18 protein-coding genes are annotated in these 17601 nt (G+C 59.2%); 7 read left to right on the top strand and 11 right to left on the bottom strand.

The window, feature by feature from the left end:
• Positions 1-5: 5 nt before the first annotated feature.
• Positions 6-1601 (bottom strand): FAD-binding oxidoreductase, encoded by a 1596-nt coding sequence (locus M5G26_RS21625; RefSeq protein ID WP_273916435.1) that lies wholly within the window; start codon positions 1599-1601, stop codon positions 6-8.
• 210 nt (positions 1602-1811) lie between these two features.
• On the opposite strand from M5G26_RS21625, the gene gliR reads away from it, so the two are divergent.
• Both gliR and M5G26_RS21615 read left to right on the top strand, forming a co-directional pair.
• Positions 1812-2828, top strand: a complete 1017-nt coding sequence (gene gliR, locus M5G26_RS21620) for an AraC family transcriptional regulator GliR (RefSeq protein WP_273916434.1) — start codon at positions 1812-1814, stop codon at positions 2826-2828.
• 512 nt (positions 2829-3340) lie between these two features.
• On the top strand, positions 3341-3706 hold the full coding sequence (locus tag M5G26_RS21615; RefSeq protein ID WP_273916433.1) for a DUF6124 family protein: 366 nt from the start codon (positions 3341-3343) through the stop codon (positions 3704-3706).
• A 396-nt stretch (positions 3707-4102) separates the two neighbouring features.
• Here the strand turns inward: M5G26_RS21615 and M5G26_RS21610 are convergent, their stop codons facing one another.
• The 9 genes from M5G26_RS21610 to M5G26_RS21570 all read right to left on the bottom strand — a co-directional run bounded on the left by M5G26_RS21610 (position 4103) and on the right by M5G26_RS21570 (position 13594).
• On the bottom strand, positions 4103-4471 hold the full coding sequence (locus M5G26_RS21610; protein WP_034154383.1) for a glyoxalase superfamily protein: 369 nt from the start codon (positions 4469-4471) through the stop codon (positions 4103-4105).
• 198 nt (positions 4472-4669) lie between these two features.
• Positions 4670-6127: an N-acyl-D-amino-acid deacylase family protein gene (locus M5G26_RS21605; RefSeq protein WP_273916432.1), complete on the bottom strand. Its 1458-nt coding sequence runs from the start codon at positions 6125-6127 to the stop codon at positions 4670-4672.
• Between the two features lie 26 nt (positions 6128-6153).
• Positions 6154-6792: a YdcF family protein gene (locus tag M5G26_RS21600; RefSeq protein WP_273916431.1), complete on the bottom strand. Its 639-nt coding sequence runs from the start codon at positions 6790-6792 to the stop codon at positions 6154-6156.
• Positions 6789-7499: an HAD family hydrolase gene (locus M5G26_RS21595; protein WP_273916430.1), complete on the bottom strand. Its 711-nt coding sequence runs from the start codon at positions 7497-7499 to the stop codon at positions 6789-6791. The genes M5G26_RS21600 and M5G26_RS21595 overlap by 4 nt, the downstream gene beginning before the upstream one ends.
• Positions 7465-8640, bottom strand: coding sequence for an MFS transporter (locus tag M5G26_RS21590; RefSeq protein ID WP_273916429.1), 1176 nt, complete (start codon positions 8638-8640; stop codon positions 7465-7467). The genes M5G26_RS21595 and M5G26_RS21590 overlap by 35 nt, the downstream gene beginning before the upstream one ends.
• Positions 8641-8705: 65 nt before the next feature.
• The gene (locus M5G26_RS21585; RefSeq protein ID WP_273916428.1) at positions 8706-10427 is read right to left on the bottom strand and encodes a carbamoyltransferase family protein; all 1722 of its coding nucleotides are present in this window, start codon (positions 10425-10427) and stop codon (positions 8706-8708) included.
• Between the two features lie 543 nt (positions 10428-10970).
• A complete protein-coding gene (locus tag M5G26_RS21580; protein ID WP_095114185.1) occupies positions 10971-11864 on the bottom strand; it encodes an NAD-dependent epimerase/dehydratase family protein in 894 nt (297 codons plus the stop codon).
• Positions 11865-11967: 103 nt separating this feature from the next.
• On the bottom strand, positions 11968-12879 hold the full coding sequence (locus tag M5G26_RS21575) for a LysR family transcriptional regulator (protein WP_273916427.1): 912 nt from the start codon (positions 12877-12879) through the stop codon (positions 11968-11970).
• Positions 12880-13003: 124 nt separating this feature from the next.
• Positions 13004-13594 (bottom strand): NAD(P)H-dependent oxidoreductase, encoded by a 591-nt coding sequence (locus M5G26_RS21570; protein WP_102901516.1) that lies wholly within the window; start codon positions 13592-13594, stop codon positions 13004-13006.
• A 184-nt stretch (positions 13595-13778) separates the two neighbouring features.
• Between M5G26_RS21570 and M5G26_RS21565 the strand changes: the two genes are divergently transcribed.
• Positions 13779-14093: a putative quinol monooxygenase gene (locus tag M5G26_RS21565; protein ID WP_095114182.1), complete on the top strand. Its 315-nt coding sequence runs from the start codon at positions 13779-13781 to the stop codon at positions 14091-14093.
• On the opposite strand, the gene M5G26_RS21560 is transcribed toward M5G26_RS21565, so the two are convergent.
• Complete coding sequence (locus tag M5G26_RS21560) at positions 14083-14847, bottom strand: sulfite exporter TauE/SafE family protein (RefSeq protein WP_273916426.1); 765 nt, start codon at positions 14845-14847, stop codon at positions 14083-14085. The genes M5G26_RS21565 and M5G26_RS21560 overlap by 11 nt on opposite strands.
• Positions 14848-15080: 233 nt before the next feature.
• Here M5G26_RS21560 and M5G26_RS21555 point away from each other — a divergent pair, with 233 nt between their 5' ends.
• From M5G26_RS21555 to M5G26_RS21540, 4 genes are all read left to right on the top strand, one after another.
• Complete coding sequence (locus M5G26_RS21555) at positions 15081-15962, top strand: LysR family transcriptional regulator (protein WP_273916425.1); 882 nt, start codon at positions 15081-15083, stop codon at positions 15960-15962.
• Between the two features lie 45 nt (positions 15963-16007).
• The gene (locus M5G26_RS21550; protein WP_095114179.1) at positions 16008-16583 is read left to right on the top strand and encodes an NAD(P)H-dependent oxidoreductase; all 576 of its coding nucleotides are present in this window, start codon (positions 16008-16010) and stop codon (positions 16581-16583) included.
• A 47-nt stretch (positions 16584-16630) separates the two neighbouring features.
• The gene (locus tag M5G26_RS21545) at positions 16631-17002 is read left to right on the top strand and encodes a MerR family transcriptional regulator (protein ID WP_134174427.1); all 372 of its coding nucleotides are present in this window, start codon (positions 16631-16633) and stop codon (positions 17000-17002) included.
• A gap of 107 nt (positions 17003-17109) precedes the next feature.
• Entirely contained in the window at positions 17110-17460 is a 351-nt protein-coding gene (locus M5G26_RS21540; RefSeq protein ID WP_016770579.1) for a cupin domain-containing protein, read from the top strand.
• The last annotated feature ends 141 nt before the right edge of the window (positions 17461-17601 follow it).

Below are 17601 nucleotides of genomic sequence, written 5' to 3'. Positions count from 1 at the left end.
GGCCGTCATTCCGGCAGCAGCGTGCCGGGGTTGAGGCGCCCGGCCGGATCGAAGTGTTTGCTCAGCGCCTGCAGAGTGTCCATCGCCAGCGCACCCTTCTCACGCAACAGGTACGGCGCGTGATCCTTGCCGACGCCATGCTGGTGACTGATGGTGCCGTGGTTGTCGACGATGGTTTGGCTGGCCGCGTGTTTGAGTGCTTTCCAGCGCGCCAGCGTCGCCGGGTAATCCGCCGCTGGGCGAAACACGTAGGTGGTGTAGATGCTCGAACCTTCGCCGTAGACGTGGGACAGGTGGGTGAATACATGCACGCGCTCGCCTTCTGCAGCCAGGGCGTCGCGCAGGCTGCTTTCGATGAGGTTTAGCAGGTTGTCGACATTGCTCCAGTCGGTGGCGGTTTCGAGGGTGTCGACCACGTAACCGGCGTTCCACAGGTTCTCGCGCAGGTAGGGGAAACGGAAGCGGTTCTGCGCCCATTTCTTGCCGAGCAAGGTGCCGGTGAATACGCCGCCGAAGGCCTTCAGATGCTGCCGCGCCTGCGTCAGCGACAATGCATTTTGTCGGCGATTGCCGGTGACGCCGAAGGTCAGCAGGCATTTACCCTCTGCCGCCCCCCTTAGCTTCAGGTACTTTTCCAGCCAGGCGATTTGTTGCGGATGACCGGCCAGCGCCAGTTGCGTTTCGGTTTCCACGGCGTTGGACAGGCGCAGCATCGACAGCGGCACGCGTGCCTGGGCCAATTGACGGATCGCCCTTAGCGCTTGCGGCCAGTCGGGTAGAAACACGCCGTAGAAACGCTCATCAGCAGGCACTGCGCTGATCCGCACTTTGACCTCGGAAATGATCCCGAAACGGCCCTCGCAACCGAGCACCACTTCGCGCAGATCGGGCCCGGCGGCAGAGGCCGGGAAAGTTGGAATTTCCAAAGGCCCGGCAAAGGTTTCCAAGGTTCCGCCCGCAAACAATTGCTCGATCCGGCCATAGCGCAACGACTGCTGACCGCTCGAACGGCTGGCCACCCAACCGCCCAGCGTCGACAACTCCCACGACTGCGGGAAATGCCCCAGGGTGTAGCCCCGCGCCCGCAGCTGACTTTCCACCTGCGGCCCACTCGCACCGGGACCAAACGTCGCCAGCAGGCTTTGTTCGTCGAGGTCGATCAGCCGATTCATCCGCGCCAGCGAAACCGTCACCACTGGCCGCGCCGAATCCGGTGGATTGATGTGCCCGGCCACCGATGTGCCGCCGCCATAGGGGATCAGGCACAAGTCCTGTTCGTGAGCCAGCGCCAGCAACTGGCGAATATGTTCAGCGGTCTCGGGGAACGCCACCGCATCGGGATAATTGCCCAGCGCACCTTCACGCAACGCCAGCCAGTCCGGCAGGCTCTGGCCCCGCGCATGCAGCAAGCGGTCATTGGCATCGACGCTGTACAAGGTATGTGCTTGCAATCGCGATGCAGGCACGCGGGCCAATGCTGTTTCGAGCGAAGCATCGGGCAGCGCGCGCCCCTCGCCCAGTCGCTCATGAAGAAACTCCGCGCCCTGGGCCGGCAGTTCGACCACCGTGCTTGCCTCTCCCCAGCCGTTCCAGCGTCGCATGCGTGTGTCCTTCTAACCGTCGGATCAGTGATATTTCAGGCCTCCATACTAGCCAGCGGCCGCAAAGTGTCACGGTCGCATCCGGCCAGTTCGTGTAGCCAATTGAGTCAAACGTCGCGCAAGCGTCAGCCATTTACTTTAGTCGGGGTTTCAAATTACCTTTCAGGCTATTCGTCCGCCTCCGCCGCCATTGATCAAAGGAATGGGATCATGCAATCGCTTGGCTTCACCTCGGTTCCGCCGCTGCTCAAGTACCTGCGCCATGCCGAACACCTGGGCATGGCCATCGAGCCTGCGTTGGCGGCAGCGGGTTTGCAGGCGCAGCAGTTGAGCGACAACACCCTGCGTTTGCCCGGTGAGGCGCATGAACGCTTGCTGGATTATTTCTGCGAACACTCGGACGATCCGCTGTTCGGCCTCAACGCGGCGAATTTCGTCCTGCCCAATTCGTGGAGCGTGCTCGGTTACATCACCATGAACTGCGCGACGCTGGGCGATGCGATGAGCCGGATCATGCCGTTCGAAAAACTGGTCGGCGACATGGGCGTCAGCCGCGCCGAGGTGCAGGACGGCCATGTGCATCTGATCTGGACCTGCCGCTATCAGCGCCCACGGATTCGTCGGCACTTGGTGGAAAACGTCCTCGGTTCGTGGCTGCAATATGCACGCTGGATCGCCGATACGCAGATGTCGCCAGCCGGGGTCTGGCTGGAACATTCATGCCCGGCGGAGGCGACGCCGGCGCAGTACGAAGCGTTTTTCGATTGCCCGGTGTCGTTCGATCAGCCGTATTCGGCGCTGGTCGTGCCGTTGGCGTATTTGCAGTTGCCGTTGCGTCAGGCGGATGCGCAGTTGCTGCGGACGCTGGAAGAACATGCGTTGGGATTGATGGCGACGCTGGAGGATGCGTCGCTTGAGCAGCAGGTGAAGAACATCCTGCGGCAGTTGCTCAAGGAGGGTTTGCCGCGCAAGGAGCAGGTCGCCGAGCAGCTCGCCGTTTCAGTGCGCACATTGCAGCGGCAGTTGCATCAGGCAGGGACGTCGTATCAGCAGATTCTCGATGATTTGCGTCAGGAGCTGGCTGAGCATTATTTGCTTAACAGCACGCTGCCGATTCAGGACATTGCGCAGTATCTGGGGTTTACCGAACCGAGGTCGTTTCATCGCACGTTCAAGAGTCGGCGGGGGATGCCGCCGGGTGAGTTTCGGCAGATGCATCGAGGGTGAATGTTCGGGCCTCTTCGCTGGCAAGCCAGTTCCCACAGTGTCCGAGTCGTCCACAAAATCTATTACTTGCACATAAACCTGTGGGAGCTGGCTTGCCAGCGATGGCGTCAGTGGCAGCCAACAATTCCTACAGGCAAATCTTCGATACTTGAGCGCAATAAACATCCCGCACCACAGGTGTTTAAAGACACTCAGCGTTACGCGAAACCGCCCACAAATCCTTGCGCCGTAACCTACGCCTAAGCCAGAATCCGCCGGCTTGTGCGCCAGGAGCATGCTGCGTAACTTGATTGCGTCACTGATTCCCAGTGATCGGGTTTAGTAGCCCGGCGGTAATTCTGCTGGTCGTACATTCATCACAGGTACTCGCGTACCTGAGCTTGACGGTGGCTGTACGCAGGGCGCTTCGGCGCGCCGGCTTAGCTGAGTTCCCCGGTCTACTAACCTGCGTACAGCTGCCACCCTTTCGTTTAGTAGCCAAAGGGTTGCCGCTCAACAAAGGGAACACAGCTATGTTCAAGATAACGCCAAATCCGCCGGTCACCGACCCGGCCTCCCCCTACGAATCCGCTGATTCGAAGAAATTCCACGAAGCCGCCGAGCGCGCGCTCGACCATTATCTCGGTCCGACGAACGCCGACCTCATGGCCACGCCCTACTCCCCCAACACGCTGTACATGGCCAACCCCGAAACCAACACCGAATCCCTGCTGGCCGACGCCAGCGAAACCCTGGGTTCGGCGACGGTCATGCTCAACAACCATGCCGCGCAGGTTGAAGGCACACACCGCAAGACTTTGCAGGGTATTGCGCAAGTGGTGATGGTGGCGGAAATGGCCGTCAATCGCGTGTTGGACAGGTTAGTGCCGACCGACTAACGAAAAAGCCCGCGACCCCAACTGTGATGGTTGAGTGGCGGGCTTCTTTTTGCGGTGTGCCATTTTCCCCTCACCCCAGCCCTCTCCCCGGGGGAGAGGGAGCCGACCGAGGCGTCTGGCGCTATACATCGACCTGAATGACCGAGTCGATTATGGATTCGACCGAGCAGGTTCCGGTCGGTGTATCTCTCAAGCCTCCCCGCATCGGTCCCCTCTCCCTCTGGGAGAGGGCTAGGGTGAGGGGCCTACCGTGAGATGTTCGCTACATACACCGACCTGAAAGTGCTGCCGTGAATCCTTAATCGCTGCAGATCTTTCAGGTCGATGTCTAGCGCCAGACACCTCGGTCAGTCCCCTCTCCCTCTGGGAGAGGGTTAGGGTGAGGGGCTTTTCGCTTCAGAGGCTGATCGCATTGGTAAACACCAACCGATTGCCAAACGGATCAACGATCGTCATGTCCTGACTCCCCCAAGGCATCGCCTGAATCCCCGGGTGCGAAAACTTGTAATCCTTGGCCACCAACTGCTGCTGAAACGCCTCCAGCTCATCGGTCTCGATACGCAGCGCCGAACCCGGGCACGCATCGCCATGATGCTCGGACAAATGCAGCACGCACTCGCCGCGAGACACCTGCAGATACAACGGAAAATTCGCCTCGAAACGATGCTGCCAGTCGATCTTGAAACCCAGAAAATCGACGTAGAACTCGACAGCTTTGGCTTCATCGAAAATCCGCAGGATCGGGGTGGTTTTGCCGAAGCTCATGGGGTGCTCCCTGACTGGTTGGCCCCACAGTGTAGACGGGGTGGATGTCAGCAATTCGGCTTGGGCTGGCGTTTCTTTAATTGCACAGTGCCACTATGAGACGCAGTTCAAAAGATCGCAGCCTTCGGCAGCTCCTACAGAAGGTCGCATTCCCATGTAGGAGCTGCCGAAGGCTGCGATCTTTTGACGTCAGCAGAATCACTTAAACCCGTCGCGTAAATTCCCATCGCGTGCGAGAAACCGCCCTTTCCTGCGACCGTTCGCCTGCCCGTCGCGATAGCTCAGAACACCGTTGATCCAAACACCGTCGATGCCCAACGCCGCACGTTGCGGGTCGTGAAAGTCGGCCACATCACGCACAGTCACCGGGTCGAACAACACCAGATCCGCCCAATAGCCTTCACGAATCTCGCCGCGCTCCTTCAACCCAAACCGCGCCGCCGACAGCCCAGTCATCTTGTGTACGGCGGTGTGCAGCGGAAACAGCCCGACATCGCGACTGAAGTGTCCCAATACCCGTGGGAATGCGCCCCACAGACGTGGGTGCGGGAACGGATCTTCCGGCAGTCCGTCAGAACCGACCATCGACAACGGATGCGCGAGGATTCGTCTGACATCCGCCTCGTCCATCCCGTAATACACCGCACCCGCCGGTTGCAAGCGTTTCGCGGCATCGAGCGGTGGCACGTTCCATTCGGCGGCAATGTCGATCAGGTCGCGGCCGCTGACCTCGGGGTGCGGCGTCGACCAGGTGATGGTGATGCGATGCGCATCGGTGACCTGCTTCAGATCCAGCGTCGATGAACTCGCCGCATACGGGTAGCAATCGCAGCCGACCGGGTGGGTTTTCGCGGCTTCTTCCAATGAGGCGAGCAATTGCGGACTGCGCCCCCAATTACCGACGCCAGCGCATTTGAGATGAGAAATGATCACCGGCGATTTCGCATGTCGACCGATTTGAAAAGCTTCATCCATCGCCTCCAGCACCGGTTCGAATTCACTGCGTAAATGCGTGGTGTACACCGCGCCGAATGCCGTCAGTTCTTCAGTCAGTTGCATCACTTCATCGGTGGAGGCGTTGTAGGCGCTGGCGTACGCCAGGCCTGTGGATAAACCCAACGCACCGGCCTCCAGACTTTCCCGCAATTGCTCACGCATCGCCGCGATTTCTTCAGGCGTGGCGCTGCGGAACAGGTCATCCAGATGGTTGCTGCGCAGCGCGGTGTGACCGACCAGTGCAGCCACGTTTAAAGTGATGTTGGCCGTTTCGACCGCCGCGCGGTAATCGCTGAAGCGCGGATAAACGAAAGCCGCCGCGCTGCCGAGCAGGTTCATCGGATCCGGTGGATTGCCCTTCAGACTGACCGGCGACGCGCTGATCCCGCAGTTACCGACAATCACCGTGGTCACGCCCTGACTGAGCTTGGGCAGCATCTCTGGCTGACGAATCACCACGGTGTCGTCGTGGGTGTGCACGTCGATGAAACCCGGCGCCAGCACCCGCCCCGCCGCATCGATTTCTTCTGTTGCGTGAGCATCCCGCAAGTCGCCGATGCGCTCGATGCGCCCCCCACGGATTGCCACGTCTGCGGGGTAGCCGGCCACATTGCTGCCATCAATGACGAGCGCATTGCGGATCAGCGTGTCGTACAGCATGTCAGTCTCCTGGCGGCAGCCTCGTATCAATGTCTGCCCTTGATCAAATGGTGATCGAAACCTTGTTCTATCAGGTATCGCCAGGCCACCTCAACCGCTTCGGGAATCACTTGCGGGGCCTGAAAACCCAGCGAAGGGTAAACCATGATCCGGTGCACATCGCCGACCATTTCGTCGATCACCCCCAAGACCCCGATCAGATTGCTGATCTCGTCAGGAAAACCGAACGACGGCGCATCCACCCAGGCCTCAACCTCGGGCCATTGAATGGGCAAGGTCAATGCCACGCGCCGGATCGAATTCGGCTTGGTCAGAAAGGTCGCTCGACGTACGTCCGGAAACAGCGCCTTGGCAAACGCGATGTTTTCAGCAAAGTTGGTGGCGCGCGACTCCAGGGTGAATTGATCCGGCCTGACGCCGAGCGCCATGGCCCGCTGGGCAAAAATATCGGCTTCGCTGCGGTCCCACAAATGCTTGGTCCAGTTGCCGGTATGGCCGGTGAACAGCAGATGCTCAGCAATGCCTTTGCTCAGCAATTCACAGGCGTAATCGCACACTCTGAGGTCGTAGGAGCCGCAGACCACAATCAGTTCACACCGGTTGTGCGTACGCCCGGCGCCAAGAAAGTCCCACAGAACACGGGCGTGTTGCAGGGTCTGGGTCATGGCCGGGCGAACCTCTGCGCAACGGGTGCACTGATGCGCAGGCCGCCCTCGCTGTAAGCGTGTGGCCCCTGCTCTGTCCGGGAAACCGCCAGCGCAGTGAAATCCGCATACGTACACAGCGCACCGTGAGCGGTCAGGGTGGGATCGTCGCCAATGCCGATACACAGGGCGCCGCTGCTGATCGCCGACTGCACGCCGCTGACTGAGTCCTCGAAGACCAGACATTCATCGCTCTGACGCGCCAATTGAGCCGCCGCCAGGCGATAGGGATCGGGGGCCGGTTTGCCACTGCGCACGTCGTCTCGACAAATGATGCTGTCAAACACCGAGGTCAGATGGTGTTGCTGCAAGACATGCTCGACACGGGCCCGCCAACTGCTAGTCACCAGGGCCATGGGCACCGCGCAATCCTTGAGCAGCGTGATAAACGCCGCGACGCCCGGCACCAACGAACAATCGGAAAGCTCCTCAAGGGTATCGACCTGTTGCTTGATCGCCACCCGCTCCTGCTCGTCAAACTGCCCGAACAAGGCCTGTAGCGTGTAGCCGCCCGGGCGCCCGTGAATGTGCTCGTGGATAAACGCCTGGTCGACTTTGATGCCGTGCTGGCGCGCGACGGTGGTCCAGGCCGATTCAATGACCTCGCGCGACTGAATCAGCACGCCATCCATATCAAAGCAGACGGCGGTAAAGGTTCGTTGTGTCATGAGTTGAACTTCGCATTTTCAGATGAGCGAGAAATGCCAGCACCGTACCCACCAGGGCAAACAGCGCCATCACGTAATAGGACCACTGCGGTTGCGTTTCGTACAAATACCCGGCGAAAGGCGTCGCCAGTCCCATGGGCAAGGCCACCGCCAGGGAGTAGTAAACTCCTTGCGTAAAGACCTGAATATCCTGCGGCGCGTGATCGCGAATAAAACGCATGATCGCCGCGTGATACGCCGCAAAACTCAACGCGTGCAGACACTGCCCGAGCACGATCATCGGCAGCGCATCGCTATGGGAAAACAGCGCCCAGCGCGCCGCGGCACAGACACTGGAAAACATCACGATGGATAACGGTGAGCACCACGACAGGACTTTGTTGGACAGGGCGAAATAAGTGATTTCGGCAATGACCGCCACCGACCAGAACATGCCGATGGCCGACGAAGAGTAGCCTTTCCCGCCCCAGCCGATCGACGCCGTAGAGAAATACAGGGTGTGACTCAGTTGAATGAAACTGGCTGCGGCAATCGCGATCAACAGGCTTTTTTGCGCCAGCAATGCCTTCCAGTCAGGCCGTTTTATTGCGCGCCTGAGCGGTTCCGGCTGCGTACGCGAGACCTGGTGTTTCAAGCGCAGACAGGCTATGGCGGTAAACAACATGCACGCGGCAACCACGATCGGCACCCATGACTGGCTGTACTGGGCAAACAGAAAACCGCCCAGGGTCGAGGTCAGAATAAACGCGGAAGACCCCACCGCCCGTACCCAGCCATAGTTCTGCAGCGCCTGTTTATCGCGCTTGAGCAGATAGGCCTCGGACAAGGGCAACACCACCATCCACAGCCCGCCAAACAGAATGCTCAGTCCGACAAACAGCCACAAATGCACCGGCACGAAATAAAACAGTGCGGTGCACAACGCCGCCGAGAACCCGAGAAATGCCGCCAGACGCAGTTGGTCTACGCGCCAGTCGGCCACGTAGGTGATAAACACCCCGCTGAACACCTGTGGCCAGTACGCCGCCGCAATCAGCAGGCCGATCTGACTGGCGCTCAAGCCCAGTGAATCAAGCCAGGTGGGCCAGAACGGATAGATGATCCCTTCTGCCGCAAAGAATCCGAAGAAGATTAGATACATTCGACATCCATACGCTCGATACGCCAAAACAGGGCTCCAGCGGAGCCCTGCCCCACATCACTTCATTACTCGAAGCGTGTTTGGGTGAAGCTGTTTTTGCCCTTGCGCCAGACGATCAGCGATTCGCTCATGACCACCAGATCGACCATGCCTTCTTTCAAGGCATCCAGGGCATCCTGAGAAGAACACACGATGGGCTCTTCGTGACGGTTGAACGAGGTGTTGATCAACGCTGCCTGACCGGTCCTCGCGTGCCAGGCATTCAGCAGACGGTGCATGAACGGGTCGGCTTGCGGGCGAATGATCTGCGGCCGTGCGGTGCCATCGATGTGCACCACCGCCGGGCTCGCCTCGATGAACGCTGGATGACAATCGTAGGTCATGGTCATGGTGTCTGCCGCCACTTGCTCCTCGTCCCAACCGACGTAGCAGGCGGCGGCCTGTTCAATCGCAGTGACCGGCCCGAAGGGCATGAACTCGGTGCGGTGCATGCGTTTGTTGAGCCAGTCGTTAACCTCGGCATCCTGGGCGTGATAGACGATGCTGCGATTGCACAGCGAGCGCGGACCGAATTCCATCTTGCCTTTGAACATACCCAGCACCTGATTTTCCAGCAGCGCCTCGGTGAGCACCTCGATGAGGTTGGCAGGCGTGTGGTAACCCAGTTCCGGGTAGTCGCGATGGATCAGATTGATGTTCTGCGAAACGCTGCGCGACTCCGGACCGAGCGCCATGGTCGGGGTCTTGAAACGCGTGCCGTTTTGCAGATAAGCGGCACCGACCGCTGCCGCCAATGCCAGGCCACCATCGCCCATGCACGGCAACACATAGACATTCTTGACGTTGGCAATCTCGCGCAGGCGCTGATTGAGCTTCACGTTGCCAAACACGCCGCCGGCCAGACACAGATTGCTACTGCCGCGTTGTTCCAGATGATGGGTGACCACCGCGACCAGCAAGTCTTCGCTATGCCGTTGTACGGCGGCCGCGATGTCCTCGGGGGTTTCCTCAGCGAACAGCGCTTGCAGCGGATCGCTGTAATTGTTGTAGGACGGCAGGAACAGATCGCCGCAATACGCTTTGATACGCCCGTCCTCGAAACGGATCATCTGCTGCATCACCCCCAGCAGTTTCTGCGGATCGCCGAAGGCTGCCAGGCCCGTGACCTTGCCTTCATGGCGGTTCGGCTTGTAACCGAGCAAATGGGTGATCCGCCCGTAAAAATATCCCAGGCTGTCGATGCTGGTCTCCCGTTGCAACACGGTGGTTTCAGTCGGGCTGTACCAGGTCACGGTCAGCGACTGGAAGTCGCCGCGCCCGTCACAGGTCAACGTCAGCGCTTCATCGAACGGCGAACAGACGTAGGCACCGAGGGCATGGCATTCATGGTGATCGATGTAGTACGCCTTGCCCAGCAAACCATTGGCCGCGATGAACTGGTCAAATTCGGCGCGTTTCTCTTTATCGTTCCTGACCTCATCGGTAACCCGTTGGCGGAATTGCATCAGGCCTTGAGGGTTGGTCCTGACCTCCTCAACAATGCGATCGAAATACAACTCAAGGTGCTTGTCGGCACTGAATCCGGCGTTCCATCCATAGGCGACATAGTCGACATCTTCCAGAGACAAACCCGCCTGGCTCAAGACGAACTCAATGGACTGGGCGGGCCAGATCTTGTGGTCCTTGATACGAGTGAAGCGCTCCTCGCTGACCGCTGAAAGAATCAGGCCGTCGCGCACCAGGCAAGCTCCCGATAAATCGTTGTTGGTAACACCCAAAATGATCATAACTATTCCTTGTTTTTGCCAATTTCAGTGATGACGTTACCCACGCCCTGAACACGCGAAGCGCAGGCGGGACTGTTTGAAGGAGGTGCGGCAGCAATGGTCGACAGCCATTAACCGCGAGAAGGCGAAGTGAATCTGTCCGCCCGGGATACACCTTTACGAAAAGGCATCAGTAGCGTGCTGTCATCGCAAAATCCTTTTGCATAAAAACTCCACAAGCATTGAGCTGCAGAACCGGCTTCATGCCGTTACAGCCCGTTGATGTGGCTATCCAGAGGGCGACGCGAGGGGCGCCGAGCTGTTTAGCCGGATGACAGCCTAATAGGAAATTTCCGGCTAAAACGGTTCAGGTTGACCTAAAAATTAAATGCGATCTGCCGTGCCATGGTTTTCCGGGACAGCCGTAGACCTGAAAAAACCTGCGGGAGCGAGCGTGCTGGCGAAGCGGTTTTTTCATTCAACATGCGCGTTGAATGGTTGGCCGCTATCGCTGGCAAGCCAGCTCCCACAGGTTTCGGGGGTGATCACTCGGAAGGGGTGAACTCACACCATTTCGTTACGAATCCATTCAACCACCGAGGTGCGCTTCGGCACCCAGCCCAGCAGTTCGCGGGCGTGTTTGCCGCGTACGCGGCTGTTGGAGCCGAGGCCGTAGTTGGCCATTTCGTAGCCCCACTCCGCTTCGGCGTCTTTCAGCGGCCAGTCTTGTGGTTGGCCCAGGTTCAGGGCTTCGGCCATGGCGGTGGTCATGTCGATAAACGACGCTTCGCCGCTCTCGACGAAGTAGAAAGTGCCCGGGACGTTCTTGGTCAGCGCCAGCAAGTACAGGGCGACGACGTCTTCAATGTGCACGTTGGACCAGATGTTCTGGCCGGTGCCGACGTGGCGCACTACGCCGCTTTTGCGTGCTTGTTTGAGCAGTCGCGGTAATTGCACGCTGTCACGATTGACGCCCAGGCTGTGGCCGTAAATCAGCGTGTTGCAGATGACGGCGGAATTCACGCCGTCCTTTGCCGCCGCGAGAATAAGGTTGTCGATGGCCACACGCGCGGCTTTGTCGACGGTCGGCTCTGGCAGGTTGTCTTCGTAGTAGATGACGTCACTGGATTTGCCACCCGACGCATCACCAACGATGCTCGAACCGCTGGTGTGCAGGAACACTTTGTTGGAACCGCGCAAGGCATCGAGCAAGGCTTCGACGGCGCCGCGATGATCGCTGCTGGCGGCGTTGATCACCGCATCAGCGACGCGGGCCTGTTCGGCGAGCAGGGCTTTGTCATCGAGGGTGCCGATGACCGCGGTGATGCCAAGCGCTTTCAGCTCTTCAGCCTGTTCGGCGCTGCGCACCAGGCCTGTGACTTTGTGCCCGGCCTTGACCAGACCGGTAGCGATCGAGCCGCCGATAAAACCGGCAGCGCCGGTGACGAATACGTTCATGGAGAAACTCCCTGCGTGAGTAAGTGATGGGACGAGTATCGGCCCGTGAGCCGCAGGGAAAAACCCGCCCTCACCCAATTCACTGTTGCGCAGAGGTCACGAATCAGCCCTTGAAATCGGCGCTGGCGTAAGCCGCGAGTTTGCTCTGGATAAAGTCGAGGAAGCACTGAATGCGCAGCGCCAGTTGCGAGTTACGGTAGTACACGGCGTTGATCGGCTGACGATAACCGCTGTTGAATTCGCCGAGCAGGACTTTCAGGCGCCCGGCACGAATGTCATCGATGGTCATGAAATGCGACAGGCAAGCGATGCCCTGCCCTTCCAGCGCCAGATGGCGCACGGTCTCGCCGCTGGAGGCGCTGATCGCCGGGGTAATCGGCCAGCGGTCACCGTGCACGTAGCGTAGCGGCCATTGGTTGAGACCTTCGTTCTGGGTGAAGCCAAGCAAGGTGTGTTCGCTCAGGTCGGCGACTTGCTGTGGCGCGCCATGCTTTTCCAGATACGCGGGGCTGGCGACGATCAGCAGCGGACTGCAACCGAGCGAGCGCGCGTGCAACGTCGAGTCGGCGAGAGTGCCGATGCGGATGGCGATGTCGGTGCTTTGTTCCAGCAGGTCAATGATCAGGTCATTGCTGTTGAGTTCGAGCTGGATGTCCGGATAGAGGCGGCGGAATTCGTCAATATACGGGACCACCGCGTGGAGCATGAACGGCGATGCGGCATTGATCCGCAAGCGCCCGGACGGGGTTTGCTGGCGCGAGGACAGGCGTTCTTCGAGTTGATCCATTTGATCGAGAATCAGCTTGGCCTGCTCGAAGAAATACTTGCCCTCTTCGGTCAGATCCATGCGCCGCGTGGTGCGGTTGATCAGTGTAGTGTCGAGCTTGGCTTCCAGCTTCGACAACGTTCGGCTGACCGCCGAAGGCGTTTGCCCGACCTGTTCGGCGGCGGCGGAAATCGAACCGCATTCGATCACGCAGACGAAAATCTGCAACTCATCGGATCTGGCTTTCACGGGTGTCCTCTTTGAGATCGCCAAGATCGCAGCCTTCGGCAGCTCCTACATGGAAATGGGTTCCTGTAGGAGCTGCCGAAGGCTGCGATCTTTTGCTGTTACCACCGATAGTAGCTTGAAACACTCAAGCCTTGAGGCCAAACACCTCGGTCAAATGCTGCTCATAACGCGCCACATCAGCCTCGATGTTCGGCCGCTTCATCACGTCCACACAAAGGAACGTCGGCAAACCGGTCATACCGAGAAACTCATTGGCCTTGTGAAACGGGAAGTACACCGCATCCACACCTTTGGCTTCAAAGAAATCAGTCGGGTCATCGAAGGCCTGCTGCGGTGCGTTCCAGGTCAGCGACAGCATGTATTGCTTGCCCTGAATCAGACCGCCGCTGCCGTACTTCTGCGACGCATCGGAACGGGTGCGGCCATCGCTGGCGTAGAGGCTGCCGTGGCCTTCGGTGAAGACTTCGTCGAGGTACTTTTTCACCGTCCAGGGTGCGCCCATCCACCAGCCTGGCATCTGATAAATGATCACGTCGGCCCAGAGAAATTTGGCCACCTCTTCGGCAACGTCGTAGCCCTCGTCGATGAAGGTGGTCTTGACATCGACACCGCCGCGATCGAGCACGCTCAGCGCAGCTTCGTGCAGGGTGGCGTTGTAGCGACCGTCGGAGTGAGCGAATTTTTTACCGCCATTGAGCAACAGCACTTTTTTCATGAGAAAGCCTCGGCGCAGCCATTGGGCTGGGTGGAGAAGGGAAACTGGAATGGCGGCAGATTAACGATCCGCCTCGCGCGGAATAAGCCGGTTTTGCGCAAAATACATTTGATCAAAAAGCACGAATCGAATGCCGATTGTTGCCATAGCATTTGCGGCCATCAGAATTTGAGGAGTTGCCGCGATGAGTGAACGCCAGGGTTTTATCCTGCACGCCAAGACCCGCCCGGAAAAAGCCGAGGCCTTTGAAGCGCTGTTCCGCGCCTACGTCGAGCCAAGCCGCGCCGAGCCGGGCTGCATCGAGTACCACATGTTGCGCGACAAGGAAGATCCGTCGCTGTTTATCTTCTACGAGATCTGGGCGTCGCAGGCGCATCTGGATGTGCATTCGAATCTGCCGCACATGAAGGCGTTTTTTGAACGGCGCATGGATTATCTGGAGCGTGATTTTGATATCCGCCAGATCGAGATGCTCAGCGAAGCCTCCGCTAACCGCTGATCAACAAATGGGCGCCGAGCGCGCCCAGACCGATAAAGAACACCCGCTTGAACAGCACCGCGCTGATGCGTTCGCGCAGCCATTGGCCGAGCAGCATGCCGAGAATGGCCGGGATCAGCGCCAGCAGAGAAGCACCCAGTTCGCCGCCACCGAGGGCACCACGCCAGAGCAATCCAGCGGCCAGTGCCAACGTCGAAACGGTGAATGACAGGCCCAGCGCCTGCACCAGTTGATCGCGACTCAAGCCCAGCGCTTGCAGGTACGGCACCGCCGGAATCACGAAGACGCCGGTGGCCGAGGTGATGACACCCGTGAGCAAACCGCACGCCGGACCGAGCCAGCCTTCATGGCGCGGATTGACGCTCAGCGTTGGCAGAAACAAGCCACTCAACGCATAGAGCAACAGCGCCGCGCCCAACCCGCGCACCACCCAATGCCCGCCCGCCATACCGATCGATAACGTGCCGATTGCGGTGCCGAAGAAGATCATCAGCAACATCGGCCACAGGCGTTTGACCAGTCCTTTCAAGTGCCCGCCGAATGCCAGTTGCCAGACATTGGTCAGGGTGGCCGGGATGATCAGCAACGCGGCTGCCTGCGACGGCGCCATAGCCAGACCGAGCAGTCCCATGGCGACGGTGGGCAGGCCGAGGCCGATCACGCCTTTGATCAGACCGGCAAGAATAAAGGTCGCGATGACCAGCATAGACAGGGCCAGACCGAGGTGTTGGTAGAAATCTGTGAGTGTGTGCATGGCGCTACTCTGCGCCAGTCAGGGTTGGCTGAAAATCTGCCATATACTGAGGCTGCCTCTTGCTGGACAAGAGGCTGATATTTTTTTGAAGCTGTTGGCCTCATCGCTGGCAAGCCAGCTCCCACAGTTTTTTTGTTGTTCACACATTTTGAGATCAACACTGAAACCTGTGGGAGCTGGCTTGCCAGCGATGGGGCCAGCCCAGACACCACAAAAACCAGAGGCTGCCAATCATGCACTTCGACCTCACCGACCTGCGCCTCTACCTGCACATCCTCGACACCGGCAACATCACCGCCGGCGCCGCCCGCAGCCATTTATCCCTGGCAGCCGCCAGCGCCAGAATCCGCGCCATGGAAGCCTCACTCGGCACCGATTTCCTCGAACGCGGTCGACGCGGCGTCACACCGACGCCGGCCGGCAAAGCCCTCGCCCAGCACGCGCGCATCCTCCTGCAACAGGCCGAACGCCTGCAGCAGGATCTGGCCGACTACGCCCAAGGCGTCAAAGGTCAGGTGCGCTTGCTGTGCAACACCACGGCGATCACCGAATACCTGCCGGAAGTACTCGCGGACTTCCTGCGCGATCATCCCAATCTCGACATCGATTTGCAGGAACTGCCCAGCGCGCGCATCACCCACGCCCTGCGTCAGGGTGCGGCGGATTTAGGGATTGTGTCCGACGCAGTGGACACCAGCGACCTGCAGACCCAGCCATTTCGCGACGATCCGCTGGTGCTGATTCTGCCTCTCGACCACCCATTGTCTGACGCCACTGAGGTCAGTTTCAGCGACGCTTTGCACCATGACTTCGTAGGACTCAGCGCCGACAGCGCTCTGGCGATTTACCTGGAGGAACAAGCCCTGCACAGCGGCGCGCGAATGCAGGTGCGTATCCGTGCCGATGGTTTCGATGGGGTAATGCGCATGGTCGGCCGTGGCGCCGGGCTGGCCATCGTGCCGCTGGCCGCCGTCGAACGCGCGGGGCAGCGCTCATTCAACAGCGTGACACTGAACGAACCCTGGGCGCGCCGAACCTTGATGCTGTGCGCCAAGGATTTCACCGCCCTGCCGGGTTACGCCAAAGCCCTGCTGCACGCCTTGACTCTCCCCTAAGGGGCAGACTTCATCCTTGGCTTTTCTTCAGCACGGACAACGACGATGGGCAAACGCATTCTGCTGATTCTCGGCCATCCATCCGGCGCCAGTTTCTGCGCCGCACTGGCCGAGCGTTACGTCCAGTCAGCGATCGACGCCGGCCACGAAGTTCGTCAGTTGCGCCTCGGCGAACTGGATTTTGACCCGGTGCTGCGCGAAGGTTATCGACAGATCCAGGCGCTGGAAGAGGCCTTGAGCGTGGCGCAGTCCGACATCCTTTGGGCCGAACACCTGACGCTGGTTTACCCGATCTGGTGGGGTGGCATTCCGGCGTTGCTCAAAGGTTTTTTTGATCGCGTGTTTCTACCGGGGTTTGCCTTCAAATACCGTAAAGGCAAAGCCTTCCCCGATAAGCTGCTGAAGGGTCGCACCGCGCATTTACTGGTGACCATGGACACGCCGCCCTGGTACTACCGCTGGTTTTATCGCATGCCCGGTCTGCATCAGGTACGCAAGACCACGCTGGAATTCTGCGGGATCAAACCGTTGCGCACCCTGACGTTTGGCCCGGTTCTTGGCTCAAGTGACCACCAGCGAAAAACCTGGCTACGGCAGGCACAGGCTATCGCCGCTCACTGACTCTGCTGATAATGCAGCGCGCTGTTTCCCACTGAAAAAGGACTTTTATGTACATCGGCCAAGCCGCGCAACGCTCCGGCACCACCATTAAAAGCATTCGTCATTACGAGTCGATCGGCCTGCTGCCCACGCCCCGGCGGCAGGGCAATTACCGCCTCTACGATCAGCAGACCGTCGAGTTGCTGGTGTTCATCAAATGCGCCAAAGACATGGGTTTTCGTCTCAAGGAATTGCAGGTGATTTTCGCCGACCATCAGGGTGAGGCAATGCCTTGGGCACGTGCGCAGCAGGCCATCGAAGCGAAGAAACGCGAAATCAGCAACACCCTGGCCGAACTCACCCGGCAATTCGCGCAACTGGAGGTATTCGAATCCAGCCTCGAACAGGCCCGAGCCGAATGCCCGCTGGAAAAACTCTGAGCCCGCGCGCGTTTCTGAGCAGTTCGATGTCGACCCCAGACAACTGAGCACTGACCGGGCGCTATAGGGTGCGAGTTCATTTCTCAAGCCCACTGCCCGGAGTCCTCATGACCGCGACCGCCCCTATCACTGTTCTGCGCGACACCCACCCACTGCCGGTACTCGATGCCTGCAAATGGGAAAAACTCGAAGGCGACCCGCACACCGTCAACCTCAATGCCTACACCAGCGAAGACGGCAGCAAGATCATGGGCACGTGGATCTGCACACCAGGCAAGTGGCGCGTTGATTATGTGAAGTGGGAGTACTGCCATTTCCAGGAAGGCTACTGCGTGATCACCCCGGACGGCATGGCGCCGATCCATTTGCGTGCCGGCGATATTTTTGTGGTTGAACCGGGCATGAAAGGTACGTGGGAAGTGGTTGAGACTGTGCGCAAATATTTCGTGTTTGCCTGATGCAAAAAAGCCGGGAGATCACCCGACGTGATTTCCCGGCAAACAATGTCTGATACACGCAAGTCCCCTGTGGGAGCTAGCCTGCTAGTGATTGCGGTGGATCTGGCAAAGAATGGTTGCCTGACACTCAGCCATCGCTAG

The sequence above is a fragment of the Pseudomonas sp. TNT2022 ID642 genome (assembly GCF_028656995.1).
Taxonomy (GTDB): domain Bacteria; phylum Pseudomonadota; class Gammaproteobacteria; order Pseudomonadales; family Pseudomonadaceae; genus Aquipseudomonas.
The sequence above is the reverse complement of the archived record's forward strand: the minus strand, read 5'-3'. Positions and strand labels throughout refer to the sequence as shown.